This is a genomic window from Snodgrassella sp. M0351 (assembly GCF_016100575.1).
Classification (GTDB): domain Bacteria; phylum Pseudomonadota; class Gammaproteobacteria; order Burkholderiales; family Neisseriaceae; genus Snodgrassella; species Snodgrassella alvi.
In genome coordinates, this window is sequence record NZ_JACFSG010000002.1 from 20,744 (window position 1) to 34,236 (window position 13,493).

The 13,493-nt window shown below is 40.0% G+C and carries 17 protein-coding genes; 13 read left to right on the forward strand and 4 right to left on the reverse strand.

What is annotated here, in order from left to right; all coding sequences use genetic code 11:
• The first annotated feature begins 224 nt into the window (after positions 1–224).
• From H3V01_RS07805 to H3V01_RS07830, 6 genes are all read left to right on the forward strand, one after another.
• A complete protein-coding gene (locus H3V01_RS07805; RefSeq protein WP_025331801.1) occupies positions 225–668 on the forward strand; it encodes a DUF6201 family protein in 444 nt (147 codons plus the stop codon).
• Between the two features lie 42 nt (positions 669–710).
• On the forward strand, positions 711–1,121 hold the full coding sequence (locus H3V01_RS07810; RefSeq protein ID WP_144353301.1) for a DUF6201 family protein: 411 nt from the start codon (positions 711–713) through the stop codon (positions 1,119–1,121).
• Positions 1,122–1,446: 325 nt separating this feature from the next.
• Positions 1,447–1,860: a DUF6201 family protein gene (locus H3V01_RS07815; protein WP_198186470.1), complete on the forward strand. Its 414-nt coding sequence runs from the start codon at positions 1,447–1,449 to the stop codon at positions 1,858–1,860.
• 70 nt (positions 1,861–1,930) lie between these two features.
• Positions 1,931–2,341, forward strand: coding sequence for a DUF6201 family protein (locus tag H3V01_RS07820; RefSeq protein WP_198186471.1), 411 nt, complete (start codon positions 1,931–1,933; stop codon positions 2,339–2,341).
• A 325-nt stretch (positions 2,342–2,666) separates the two neighbouring features.
• A complete protein-coding gene (locus H3V01_RS07825) occupies positions 2,667–3,080 on the forward strand; it encodes a DUF6201 family protein (protein ID WP_198186472.1) in 414 nt (137 codons plus the stop codon).
• A 78-nt stretch (positions 3,081–3,158) separates the two neighbouring features.
• Positions 3,159–3,566: a DUF6201 family protein gene (locus H3V01_RS07830; protein WP_198186473.1), complete on the forward strand. Its 408-nt coding sequence runs from the start codon at positions 3,159–3,161 to the stop codon at positions 3,564–3,566.
• Positions 3,567–3,824: 258 nt separating this feature from the next.
• Here the strand turns inward: H3V01_RS07830 and H3V01_RS07835 are convergent, their stop codons facing one another.
• On the reverse strand, positions 3,825–4,697 hold the full coding sequence (locus tag H3V01_RS07835) for a LysR family transcriptional regulator (protein WP_198186474.1): 873 nt from the start codon (positions 4,695–4,697) through the stop codon (positions 3,825–3,827).
• 120 nt (positions 4,698–4,817) lie between these two features.
• Here H3V01_RS07835 and H3V01_RS07840 point away from each other — a divergent pair, with 120 nt between their 5' ends.
• Positions 4,818–5,477: an NADPH-dependent F420 reductase gene (locus H3V01_RS07840; RefSeq protein ID WP_198186475.1), complete on the forward strand. Its 660-nt coding sequence runs from the start codon at positions 4,818–4,820 to the stop codon at positions 5,475–5,477.
• Positions 5,478–5,770: 293 nt separating this feature from the next.
• Here the strand turns inward: H3V01_RS07840 and H3V01_RS07845 are convergent, their stop codons facing one another.
• Genes H3V01_RS07845 through bioH form a run of 3 tightly spaced genes read right to left on the reverse strand, consistent with a single transcriptional unit; the run spans position 5,771 to position 8,231 of the window.
• The gene (locus tag H3V01_RS07845; RefSeq protein ID WP_174834359.1) at positions 5,771–6,661 is read right to left on the reverse strand and encodes a patatin-like phospholipase family protein; all 891 of its coding nucleotides are present in this window, start codon (positions 6,659–6,661) and stop codon (positions 5,771–5,773) included.
• A 20-nt stretch (positions 6,662–6,681) separates the two neighbouring features.
• Positions 6,682–7,482: a methyltransferase domain-containing protein gene (locus tag H3V01_RS07850; RefSeq protein WP_198186476.1), complete on the reverse strand. Its 801-nt coding sequence runs from the start codon at positions 7,480–7,482 to the stop codon at positions 6,682–6,684.
• Entirely contained in the window at positions 7,479–8,231 is a 753-nt protein-coding gene (gene bioH, locus H3V01_RS07855) for a pimeloyl-ACP methyl ester esterase BioH (RefSeq protein WP_198186477.1), read from the reverse strand. The genes H3V01_RS07850 and bioH overlap by 4 nt, the downstream gene beginning before the upstream one ends.
• Here bioH and H3V01_RS11080 point away from each other — a divergent pair.
• The 6 genes from H3V01_RS11080 to ftsY all read left to right on the forward strand — a co-directional run bounded on the left by H3V01_RS11080 (position 8,230) and on the right by ftsY (position 13,441).
• Positions 8,230–8,940: a ComF family protein gene (locus tag H3V01_RS11080; RefSeq protein WP_232332654.1), complete on the forward strand. Its 711-nt coding sequence runs from the start codon at positions 8,230–8,232 to the stop codon at positions 8,938–8,940. The two genes, bioH and H3V01_RS11080, sit on opposite strands and share 2 nt — an antisense overlap.
• Positions 8,941–9,267: 327 nt before the next feature.
• Positions 9,268–10,017: a septal ring lytic transglycosylase RlpA family protein gene (locus H3V01_RS07865; RefSeq protein ID WP_269146745.1), complete on the forward strand. Its 750-nt coding sequence runs from the start codon at positions 9,268–9,270 to the stop codon at positions 10,015–10,017.
• Between the two features lie 77 nt (positions 10,018–10,094).
• Complete coding sequence (gene ruvA, locus H3V01_RS07870) at positions 10,095–10,676, forward strand: Holliday junction branch migration protein RuvA (protein WP_025331789.1); 582 nt, start codon at positions 10,095–10,097, stop codon at positions 10,674–10,676.
• Between the two features lie 43 nt (positions 10,677–10,719).
• Positions 10,720–11,271 carry a 5' nucleotidase, NT5C type gene (locus H3V01_RS07875; protein WP_100126044.1) on the forward strand — a complete coding sequence of 184 codons (552 nt, stop codon included), beginning with the start codon at positions 10,720–10,722 and terminating at the stop codon, positions 11,269–11,271.
• Between the two features lie 44 nt (positions 11,272–11,315).
• Positions 11,316–11,930, forward strand: a complete 615-nt coding sequence (locus tag H3V01_RS07880; protein WP_198186478.1) for a Type 1 glutamine amidotransferase-like domain-containing protein — start codon at positions 11,316–11,318, stop codon at positions 11,928–11,930.
• 215 nt (positions 11,931–12,145) lie between these two features.
• A complete protein-coding gene (gene ftsY / locus H3V01_RS07885) occupies positions 12,146–13,441 on the forward strand; it encodes a signal recognition particle-docking protein FtsY (protein WP_198186479.1) in 1,296 nt (431 codons plus the stop codon).
• Positions 13,442–13,493 lie beyond the last annotated feature (52 nt).

Consider the following 13,493-nt stretch of genomic DNA (forward strand, 5'->3'; position numbering starts at 1 on the left):
GAATTTTTTAATCCTATGCTGAATACTGAAAGAGAATGTAAATTAATTATTTATAACCATTTCTGCAAAGTTGGAGCTTTTTAGTTTGGCTGTTTCCTGAATAGATATTGATGCCGGGTTTAAATCTTCCGGGAGTGATGAAAAATATTTAGCTGTTAAAAAAAAGTGATGGTTATGATGATATTAATATCAATATCAAATTAAACAAAACCATAGGAAATATTATGAAACATAATATCCATATATTTTTTGAAAATATACTACGCAAAAATGCTGTATTTAAAAAAAATATATTAGTGCTAATTATGGTGCTGTGGTGGTGGTTTTTCTCGTCCTCCAGTTTTTATGGTGATTTTAATCTGTGCGATACAATAAACGGTTTGGATGGTGAATATTACATAAATGTATATGAGCATCTGCCAACAACCCCGCTGGCGGTTTATGAATTGATACAGGGGAAGCGATATTTTTATGTTTTATATAACAAACAAGGTAAGAAAATATGGCATTCCCCCCATTATGCTTATCTATACGATAATGTAAGTCCTTTGTTTATTCCTACTAAAGACAGTAAATTATTAAGATATTCAGAAGAGGACTGGAGTGACGCTGATATAAAAAATAAAATCAAGGAAGTATACGGTGATATAGAGCATAATCAGCATTAAAGATGGAAACCAGTCTATAATAAAAGTATGGGGCGATGGATTATGAAAAAAAGTATAAAATGGATAAAAATGATAGGTTATTTTGCATTTTTCTATTGGCTGTGTCTGTTTTCGTCATCCAGTTTTTACGGAAATTTTAATCTTGACTCAACAGTAGAAAGTGAAGATGGTGAGTACTATGCCAATATATACAAACATCTGCCCACTTCACCAATTTCAATTGTAGAAATATTAGGTGGTAATAAATACTTCGTCGTTTTATACAATAAAAAGGGAGAAGAACTATGGAGATGCTCTTATTTTGAATATCTTAGTGAAGACACGATAATATATCAAGAAATTTTTTTCCCTGATAAAACGGGAAATAGTTTTCTATTTTTTACAAATCATGGTATAGATGGACAAGATTTTTCTACAACCATACGTAATCATAAAGTAGTGTCAATCAAATAATTTAAACCGGGTTAGCAAAATATTTGGATGCAGGATAGGATTAAGTCGATTTAACTCAAAAATCAAACGAGATAAAATATTAAATAATAAAAGCTCTTTTTTTGATTGCATATTTTATATCATAACAAATGACAAGAATTTATTTTATACGATAAATATTTGTAGTAAGTTGGAGCTTATTCAGTTTGGCTGTTTCCTGAATAGATATTGATGCCGGATTAAAATTTTCCGGGCGTGATGAAAAATATTTAGCTTTTTTAGAAAAAGTGATGGTTATGATGATATTAATATCAATATCAAATTAAACAAAACCATAGGAAATAAAATGAAACATAATATCCATATATTTTTTAAAAATATACTACGCAAAAATGCTGTATTTAAAAAAAATATATTAGTGCTAATTATGGTGCTGTGGTGGTGGTTTTTCTCGTCCTCCAGTTTTTATGGTGATTTTAATCTGTGCGATACAATAAACGGTGAGGATCGTGAGTATTACATAAATATGTATCAGCATCTGCCAACAACCCCGCTGGCAGTCTATAAATTGATACAGGGGAAGCGATATTTTTATGTTTTATATAACAAACAAGGTAAGAAAATTTGGCATTCACCTTATTATGCTTATGAATCCGATCATTTAATAACTGATTTTGTGCTACCTACTAAAAATAGTAATTCATTTAAATATTATGATGAAGAATGGAAAACAGTTGATATAACAAATCAAATAAATTAAGAATGCAGTAAGAGCATAATCAGCATTAACGGTGAAACCAGTCTATAATAAAAGTATGGAGCGACGGATTATGAAAAAAAGTATAAAATGGATAAAAATAATAGGTTTATTTGCTTTTTTCTATTGGCTGTGTCTGTTTTCGTCATCCAGTTTTTACGGAAATTTTAATCTTAATTCAACAGTAAAAAGTGAAGATGGTGAGTACTATGCCAATATATACAAACATCTGCCCACTTCACCAATTTCAATTATGCAAATATTAGGCGGTAATAAATACTTCGTCGTTTTATACAATAAAAAGGGAGAAGAACTATGGAGATGCTCTTATTTTGAATATCTTAGTAAAGAGGCGATATTATATCAAGAAATTTTTTTTCCTAATAAAACAAGAAATGATTTTCTATTTTTTACAGATCATGGTTTAGAAGGACACGATTTTTCTACAACCATACGTAATCATAAAGTAGTACTAATCAAGTAATTTAAATCGGGTTAGTAAAATTCTTGGATGCAGGATAGGATTAAGTTAATTTAACTCAAAAATCAAACGAGATAAAATATTAAATAATAAAAGCCTCCTTTTTTGCTTGCATATTTCATATCATAACAAATGACAAGAATTTATTTTATACGATAAATATTGGTAGGAAGTTGGAGCTTATTCAGTTTGGCTGTTTCCTGAATAGATATTGATGCCGGGTTTAAATCTTCCGGGAGTAATGAAAAATATTTAGCTTTTTAGAAAAAGTGATGGTTATGATGGTATTAATATCAATATAAAATTAAACAAAACCATAGGAAATAAAATGAAACATAATATCCATATATTTTTTAAAAATATACTACGCAAAAATGCTGTATTTATAAAAATTATATTAGTGCTAATTATGGTGATGTGGTGGTGGTTTTTCTCGTCCTCCAGTTTTTATGGTGATTTTAATCTGTCCGGTACAGTAGAAGGAGTGGATGATGAGTATTACATAAATATGTATCAGCATCTGCCAACAACCCCGCTGGCAGTCTATGAATTGATAAAGGGGGATCGGTATTTTTATGTTTTATATAACAAACAAGGTAAGAAAATATGGCGTTCACCTCATTATGCTTATCTAAGCGATGGTGGTATACATTCTTTTATGCTACCGACTAAAAAAAGTAATTTATTAAAATATTTTGATGAAGGCAGAAAAGTAGTTGATATAACAAATAAAATAAATTAAGTATACGGTAGTATAGTGCACAATCAGCGTTAAAAACGGAAATAACCAATCTATAATAAAAGTATGGGGTGACGGATTATGAAAAAAAGTATAAAAATAATAAAAATAATAGGTTATTTTGCATTTTTCTATTGGCTGTGTCTGTTTTCGTCATCCAGTTTTTACGGAAATTTTAATCTTTATACAACCATAAAAAGTGAAGATGGTGAGTACTATGCCAATATATACAAACATCTGCCCACTTCACCAATTTCAATTATGCAAATATTAGGCGGTAATAAATATTTTACTGTCCTATATAATAAAAAGGGAGAAGAGTTATGGAGAGTATCTTATTTTGAATATATTGGTGAAGAAGTAATGTATGAAATGATGTCTTTTCCTGATAAAACAAATAATGATTTTATTTGTGCGACAAATCATGGTTTAGAAGGACACGATTTTTCTACAACCATACGTAATCATAAAGTCGTGTCAATTAAATAATTTAAATCGGGTTAGCAAAATTCTTGGATGATTATTTATTTTTGTTTCATTTATAAAAAAATCATCTTAGCTTAAGAAGTTTCTTAAATGCAGGGCAGTAAATATAAAAATCTGGTTTAACTGATATAGAAGATATACAGGTATCAATAAAGCAATACCAGATGAATCAATCATTAAAATACCGATGAAACCAATTTGTAAATTGTGAAGTTAGATATATTCATTTTGATATCGCTGATATAACACAGATAGCAGCAACTAAGACATAGCATTAACCACAAATTCAATAAAAATATTGTGTTTTGATGGCCGTTGCCTGTCGGCTGTATAAAGCAGATGTACTTCTTTTGCCGGTGGTAAAAAATCTTGTAATATGGGGAGTAACTTATTTTGTCTGATGGCATCGCTAAGCATGGATTCGGGCAACATAGTAATACCCAGTCCTTCAATTGCGGCTTTTGCTAATATCAGAGTCTCATTGCTTTGTAATGAACCTGATATAGAAACGTTAACTTTTTTTCCATTTATCATAAATGGCCAAAGGTAATCATGTTTATTTGGATTCATGTACTGATAAATAAGACAATTGTGCTTCTCTAAATCCTTTGGTACAGACGGAACACCATGCTGAGCCAGATAACTGGGAGAAGCGGCAAAAGTGAGTTGATAGGGTTTTAATTTTCGCGCAATTAAACCTGAATCAGCTAATTGGCCAATACGGAACACAACATCAAAATTGTCCTGAACCAAATCTACATAGCGATCACTTAATTGAATATCAACTTCTACTTTGGGATAGCGTTTCATAAAATCGCTGATTACCGGTATTAAATTGTAATAACCATAGCTTACGGGAGCACTAATTCTTAAATTGCCTTTTGGCTCTTCACTGAATTGTTGTGCAAGTACTTTAGTTGCCTGGATTTCAGCTAAAATAGATAAGCATTTCGGGTAATATTGTTTGCCGAATTCTGTCAGATTTTGTGATCGTGTGGTTCGGTTAAGCAGTTTTAATCCTAAATAATTTTCTAAAAATGCTATGTATTTAGCAATCATTTGCGGTGATGTATTTAATGAAACGGATGCTGCGGCAAAAGAACCGGTTTTTACGGTCAGAATGAATGCTTGCATACATCGGAATAAATTCATATTGCCAACTTTCAGTTGTTAATCAATCAATTTTAATTGTATTTATTGCCTTTTAATTTGTACTGATAATACAGCGCACTATTTAGAAAAGGAAATATTACGATGAAAAAGATTGGCATTATCGGAGCAGGATTTATCGGTCAGGCCTGGGCAAAGCTATTTATGCAGGCAGGCTATCAAGTGATGGTGAGTAATTCCAGAGGGAAAAATACATTGTTCAGTGTGGCCAGCAGCATAGGCTGTGAAATTGGAAGCCAGGAAGAAGCTATTGAGTTTGCAGAAATTATTCTGATTGCTATTCCATTTAATAATTATCTGCAACTACCTGCTGAATCAATGAGTAATAAAATAATATTAGATACCATGAACTATTATCCCAATCGCGACGGGCACTGGCCGCAATTGGATAAGCGTGAAATTACAACCAGTGAATTGGTTGCTCAGCATTTTTCGAAATCCAAAGTGGTTAAAGTTTTTAATGCGATTCTGGCAAGAGATGTTATTAAAGATGCCAGACCAAACGATAAATTAAACAGAAGAGCCATTCCAGTGGCAGGCAATGATTTAACTGCTAAACAAACTATATTTAAAATATTGGATCAGGTCGGTTATGATTTTGTTGATGCCGGCCTGCTGTCTGATAGCTGGCGATTTGAGCGGGCTAAACCTGCTTATTGTGTTCCGTTAAATATCCGGCAATTACAAGAAGCACTGGAGCAAGCTCAAAGAAATATTGATTTACCTGAAAATTCATGGAAATAAAAAAGTGAATGTTACTAAGATATAAACAGGCTTCATTATTTTTCTATCCTGATTGAATTTGGTAATTAAACAAATTAAAAAGCCCGTAATAATCGGGCTTTTTATGAGTTATATAAATTCAGAAATAGTATTCGGTTAGCTTTTTTTGCCATCAGCCAGTAATCTGTTCTATGGTTAAAATTCATTAAATCAGCAGTTATTCGGTTTGCAATATTTTAATTAGTATTAACCAGAATAAAAACGCAGACTGCCACACAGGCAGTCTGCACAGGTTGTTCGCTGTTTTATATGGTTTAGTTAACCTGATATTTCGCCAGTGCCGCACGAATTTGTGGTAAGGCTGCTCTGGCAGCCTGTTCACCCAGCCGGATAGCCTGAGTTTTCTGGTCAAAACCGCCTACTGTACCCAGTTTCTGTACCTGAGGACGGATTACGACCTGAGCTTTGCTCAGTTCGCTGTTCAGGGCTGATGCGCTCATGATATTCAGGCTCTGGTCAAGATACGAAAAGAATCCCTGACTGGTCAGACGTGCCGGCTTAGCAGATATATCTACCGCGATAACTACATTGGCGCCCAGCTGTTTGGCTGCTGTGACCGGTACCGGAGCAACCAGACCACCATCGACAAAACTTTTATTGCCGATTACGGTGGGCTGAAAAACATTGGGTATACTGGCTGATGCGCGTACTGCCTGTCCGGCATTACCACTGTTGAAAACAGCCATGCGGCCGGTACCGAATTCAGTAGCCACTGCGCCGAAACGGATAGGAAACTGCTGAATCGGTTTATTGCGAACTTTATTGTTGATGTAATCCTGCAGTTTTTGTCCTTTGATAAAGCCGGATGTAGACAGTACTGGATCAACTAAATCGGTTTTATTCAGTATTTCAGCCTCAAGCTCCAGCCTGTCGGGACTCATACCGGAAGCATACATGCTGCCAACCAGCGCACCGGCACTGGTACCGGTAACAACCCGTACCGGAATATGGTTTTCCTGTAAGACTTTAATTACCCCTATATGTGCAAAGCCTTTAGAAACTCCGCCTCCAAGCGCCAGCCCGATAACAGCGCGTGGTTTTGCCGGAGCAGGAGGAGTAACCGGTGTGGTGTTTTTACAGGCAGTGATGGTAATGAATGTAGTAATAATAAGAATGTTATTACGCAATAATGCCGAGAATTTCATATTATATTAATGTTCGGATTCTAAGTTGTAGATGAGGGATAAAATTGTACTGGTGCCGTATTGTCGGGCAGTACCTGTTTTTTAACACCGTGTCCGTACACCAGCTCAAGTGTAACATTTTGAATATCATTGCTCTGCCATGCATCAGCCAGAATACGAACTGCATCGATTTCACTGTTAAATTGCAGACTTTGCCACAGTCCGGCTGTGCGCATGTCATCAATAAAGCGCTCTGCATTGGTGTATTGCAGAGTCAGCATATCCATGTCTGTTACCGGATCATAAAAACCGTGCTGAAACAACATGTCCCCAAGATCGTGCATATCGATCAGATTCGGTGTTTTCACTACTATACCCTCTGTACGCCAAAGTGTCATGACTTCTTTCAGGGTATCCGGACCAAAATGGCTGAAAAAAAGCAAACCATCCGGTTTTAAAGCGCCGGCCCAGTTTCTGATAACAGCCACGGGATCATTCTGGTGAATCAGACCAAGGTTACTCCAGACCATATCAGCAGACTGGTTGCCGGGAAGCTGGTCGGAAACGATTTGTGCAGGCAGATTGCTGTGGAGTTTTTGCCACCAGTTTTGTTTGGCTTTGCGAATAATCTGTGCTGCCTGTAAATAAGCCTCGCGACTGTCATACTCCTGAAAATGCGCATGCGGATAACGCATGCTGAGCAAACGGTAACTTTCATCACCGTCTGCTGCTGCCAGGATAATCTGTTCCGGCGGTTGTTTCAGAATACACAGACGTTCATCCAGCGTAGCGGCCAGATGTGCATGGAGAAACCAGTCTGGCTTGTGTGGCAGAGTTGTCATGTGTGTCGCTCCCAAAATTGGCACAGTGCACGGGCAAATTGATCAGGATGGCTTAAAAACGGTGTATGTGCAGCCTGTGGCAGGAGGCACCATTCGCTTTGCGGCAGCCGCTGATGAATGTATTCACCCATACGTGGCGGGGTAATGGCATCGCGATCACCATAAACCAGTAATATTGGACAGTTTATGCTAGTGAGTAAAGGGCGTAAATCAGCCTGTTCTAACGCATGCAAAGCCGCGTTAAGAGCAGCAGGCGGTCCATACTGACAAATAGCCGGTATCAGGCTGTTAACACTGGTTTGTACTGAAGTGTCTGCATACAGCATCTGTAATTGTAGAAACTGCTGCATGTATTTGGGATAATCTTCACGAAATTTATCGGCCATAATATTGAGGCTGGTGCGTTTCAGACCTTGCGGGTAATCGCTGCCGGCCAGCAGTCTGACCAGACTGGCAGTCAGACACAGTGTGGCTACTTTCTCCGGATAGCGGGCAGCCAGAGTCAGTGCCACCATCCCACCCAGTGACCAGCCAAGCAGATGTGCAGGAGCCATAAGCTGTGCGGCCAGCTGGTCTGCAATACTGTCTATACTGAAATTGCCGTTAAACGGTGCACAGCCATGCCCGGGCAGGTCCGGGGTATACCAGTTTTGTTGCCATGGGGCGGGCAGATATGCCTGTAAAGGGTCGAATATATGGTGGTTAGCGCCCCAGCCATGTATTAATAACGTTCGCGAAGGTGTGATCATGAGTATAACTTCATTGCTTACTTCATTCTGGCACGCCTGCATCGGCGCACCGCACTGTTTATTATGCCACGATTGTGCGGATGTCTCAGGTTTGTGCCGGGCATGCCGGCAGGATATGGCTGCTTTGCGGCGTTCTGATACTGATATCTGTCTGCGTTGCCGTGCCGGCAGGCTGACAGCCGGAGTGTGTGAACAGTGCGGCCAGAAGTGGCCTTTTACAACTTTATATGCCAGTTACCGTTATGCCGCACCATTACAGCAAATGCTGCGTGCATTTAAGCATCAGCGGCAGCTTGCTTTACTGGATACGCTGGCAGCACTGATGCTGGCACAGCCGCCGCAGTGGCTGGAGAAGGTAAAAATAGATGCTGTACTGGCTATGCCGCTGAGCCGCAGGCGCCTGTTTGAGCGTGGTTTCAATCAGAGCCAGTTACTGGCTGCAATCATTGCCAGACACTATACCTTGCCGGTAGTGACACCAGACTGGATAGAGCGTTGTCACCGGCCACCGCAATCAACTTTAAAAAAATCAGCACGTTTGCATAATGTACGCGGTGTATTTCGCCTTAATAGCGCAGTTAAAAAACGTAACTTGTTGTTAATAGATGATGTTGTGACCACCGGCGCAACAATTTTTGAATTGGCTCAGACCCTTAAGAAATCAGGTGTTGCGCAGGTTTATGTCTGGACACTCGCACATCCGGAATGAAAAAATCTTTGACAGACTGAAGTCTGTTTGGCATAGTGTCGCCCAGTTAAATACCTGATTCAATTGTTAACTGCATTACAACCAAGGCGATTTTGCCGGTTAGTAAGCGATTTTCAGAACCCGCCAGTGTGCTGTTTTAATCACAGCCGGTGTTTGTTCTTGCCAATTGAGGCACCAGCCTCTTCTGCCACATTTTAAAGTGGCTGCCACTGTTTTTTGCTGTCTTAGTAGAAATTCAGTCTTTACCGGACTATGTATTGTTTACCCGCAAATGGTAATTGCGTGTCTGGTTTTTGCGTCTTTTACTCAAAGAAACGGAAATACGGTTTGATCAGAATTAAATTGTTATTTATTAGTGTTGCCATGGTACTTGGATTGAGTGCGGCATATGCCGGACCATCAGGTAATTTGTCTGCACCAGTTTATCATCCCAAAAAATCAGTATCTAATCTTACAGTAGTACCCGCAGAGCATCTGCATAAAACAGCTAATCTTAGCTATCAGGTAGCGGGCAAACGTTATTATCCGCTACAAAAAGTGGCCAGTTTCAGTCAGGTAGGTAAAGCTTCCTACTATGGTAAAAATTTTCATGGCCGTAAAACTTCATCAGGTGAGCGCTTTGACAGCCAGATGCTGACCGCCGCCCATCCGACTTTACCTATCCCCAGTTATGCACGGGTAACAAACCTGTCCAATGGAAAGACAGTGGTTGTGCGTATTAATGATCGTGGTCCCTTTCATGCTAACCGGGTAATGGATGTATCCTATGCTGCCGCACAGCAGTTAGGTTTTGTACGTGCCGGTACTGCTCAGGTACGGGTAGAGCAGATTCTGCCCGGAGAGCGTCTGCAACCGGCAGGTACCAGTGGTAATATTTACGTGGATCTGCAGAAATTTGACAGTAAGGAGCAGGCTCAGAAATATCTGAAAACCACTTCACGTCATTTACAGAGTGCAGGAAGCGAACAGCAGGCTAAGCTTGTGAAAGTTCAAAACAGCTATGTTGTCCGCATGGGTCCGTTTAAACAACAGCAGCGTGCCGATGAGGCCAAAAAATCAATGCTGACTGTATTGTAAAATTGCTCAAGCTCAGAAAAAAGCCCGTGATATGATGCACGGGCTTTTATATATCTGGCTGTTGGGAAGGGAATATCATGATTAGCCGTTTACGCGGAATCATATTGGAAAAAAATCCGCCGGTAGTGGTACTGGATGTTCATGGCGTAGGCTATGAAGCTCAGGTTTCCATGCAAACCTTTTATACTTTACCGGCCGCAGGTGAAGAAACTGCACTGTATACGCAGCTGGTCGTGCGTGAAGATGCTCATCTGCTATTTGGTTTCGGCTCCCGCGAAGAACGGGAAACATTCCGTGCGTTAGTAAAAGTAAGCGGTATCGGAGCCAAAAGTGCTCTGGGTATTTTATCCGCACTGACCAGTGAGGAGCTGGCTGCCGCTATTGCTACTGAAGATATCAAACGCCTGACAGCTGCACCAGGCATCGGTAAAAAAACCGCAGAACGCATGGTACTGGAATTGCGTGGCAAACTTGCCGCTGCCAGTGATGATGCTACCGGTTTGTTTACACAGAATACAGCCGGCAATAACGAAGATATTATTAATACATTGCTTGCTTTAGGCTATACCGATAAAGAAGCCCGTACTGCCTGTAAAAATATACCGGCAGGTACGGATGTCAGTGAAGGTGTACGGCTGGCTTTAAAAAACATGCTATAAATTAATTTGCTTTATAATCATATACGCCACCACGGGAATTTGTATGGCATCTAAATTGATTTTGCTGGATCAGGATGGTGTTCTGGCCGACTTTGAGCAGGGAGTAAGACAACTATGGCAGCAAACCTATCAGCAACCGCTGCCTCTGACAGAACGCAGACATTTTTACCTGCGTGATGATATGGCTCCCGAATTTCACCGACAACTGGCGCAAATTTATAGCAGTAAAGGTTTTTTTGCTTCATTACCGCCTATGCAGCATGGTATTTCAGCAGCTAAGCGCCTGCTGGAGGCCGGCCATGATGTGCGTATTTGTACCTCGCCTATACAGGATTATCACTATTGTGTATCCGAAAAATTTGACTGGGTATGCCAGCATCTGGGTGAAGACTGGATGCAGCGCATAATTCTGGCCAAAGATAAAACCTGGGTGCGCGGCGATATTCTGATTGATGATAAACCTCAGATAAGCGGCAGTCTGGTGCCGCAATGGCAACACTGGATTTATGATCAGCCCTATAATCGGCATCAGACTGAATTGTATCGGATAAACTGGGAACAACCGGAAACATGGTCTGAATTACTAAATAATTAAGTTCGGTGACCTGACTATATAAAACAGAGAGGCTGGAAACTACAATGCAAACAATTTTTTTAACATCTTACATTGCCGGAACCGGTCAGAAGCTTGCCGATTTTATGCAGAACAATAAAATTAACAGCAAGCGTGTTCTGTTTATCCCTACAGCCGGTAATGTTGAAGGCTACACAAAATATATAGATGAAGGTAAATCAGTATTAACACAGCTTGGATTGAAACTTGATTTACTGGATATTGCTACAGCGGATATCCGCCAGTGCCATACTGCTTTTTCGGCAGCAGAAATCATTTGCATAACCGGCGGTAATACATTTTATTTATTGCAGGAACTGAAAAGAAAAAATCTTGACCGGCTGCTTGCTCAAAGAATTGCTGAAGGCTGCGTTTATATTGGCGAATCTGCCGGTGCAATTATTCTGGCAGCAGACATAGAATATAATAAAATAATGGATGACAGCAGCCTGGCTCCGGAACTGAACAATTATACAGGTTTAAATTGCATCGATTTTTATCCTCTGCCGCATTATATTGATGAACCTTTTGTCCAGTCAGCCCGACAAACCTATGCAGAATATAGTAAATATTTGAATTTAGTAACTTTTAATAACTCTCAGGCTATTGTTGTTATTAATCATAATTATGTGGTGGTGTAAATTCAGAGTTGTAAATACGCAGCCAATCCAGTTTGTTCTGTCTGATTTTTAGCCTGTACAGAAGTACTTTAAGGCAAAACTATCTGAATAAAATAAATAATAGTATCGCAGCACATTATCAAATAAACCTCTGTAAGCTACAATAGCACAATTATTCCAATGCCAAAGATTGGTTGTGATTCAGCTTTGGCCTTATATCGTATTCAGGAAAGCCCATGTTTGGATTTTTTAAACGAAAAAAAAATACTGAGCCAGTTGCTGAGCAGCCCGTATCGGTTCCTCACCAGCAGGAAAACTCAGAACAATTACAGAATATAGCTGATGATTCTGCTCAGACTGAAGTAATACCGCAGCCTGTACCGGATATCAGTGATCCTGTTGCAGAAAAACCTGAGCAGGCAGACACCGCTCCCGTTCAACCACAGACCGAAACAGAACAAGATATTATTGTACCCACAGCAGTAGATGAACCGGCAGCCATTGCTGTAACAGACGATACTGCCTCACCCGTTCAGACACCTGTCGCTACTGAAAACACAGTTGTGATAGCTGCTGAGCCAGATACAGTGAGTGAGCAGACAGAAAAACCGGCTAAACTGAGCTGGGCTGCACGACTAAAACAGGGGCTGAGCAAATCCCGCAATCAAATGGCCAAATCTCTGGCTTCTGTATTTGGCGGCGGTAAAATCGACGAAGATTTGTATGAAGAACTGGAAACCGTATTGCTGACCAGTGATATGGGAATTGAAGCCACAGAAAAACTGCTGGCACAGGTGCGCCAGCGGGTTACCCTGAAAGGGCTGAAAAACGGAGATGAGCTGCGCAGTGCTCTGAAAGATGCTCTGTATGAATTACTGTTGCCGCTGGATCAGCCACTGATTTTACCGGATGATAAAAAGCCCTTTGTGATTATGATGGCCGGTGTGAACGGTGCCGGTAAAACTACCAGTATCGGTAAATTGGCGAAATATTTTCAAAGTCAGGGTAAAAGCGTGCTGCTGGCTGCCGGCGATACCTTTCGTGCAGCAGCCCGCGAACAATTGCAGCAATGGGGTGAACGCAATAATGTCACCGTGATTGCTCAGGCTTCCGGCGACTCAGCAGCAGTCTGTTATGATGCTCTGGAGGCGGCCAAAGCACGCGGTATTGATGTGGTACTGGCAGACACTGCCGGTCGCCTGCCTACTCAGTTGCATCTGATGGAAGAAATCAAAAAAGTAAAACGCGTCCTGCAAAAATCCTTGCCTGACGCTCCGCATGAAGTCATGCTGGTACTGGATGCCAATGTGGGTCAGAATGCTATCAATCAGGTTGTAGCCTTTGATGATGCACTCGGATTAACCGGTCTGATTGTTTCCAAACTGGATGGTACGGCCAAAGGCGGTATTCTCGCGGCGCTGGCAGCCAAGCGACCGGTTCCGGTACGCTTTATCGGTGTGGGCGAAGGTATTGATGATTTACGCCCGTTTAATGCCCGAGCATTTGTGGATGCATTAATTGAGGATGAATAAATTTTTGACAAATTTAAAAAGCTAGTTAAATTTATAACTAGCTTTTTCTTAG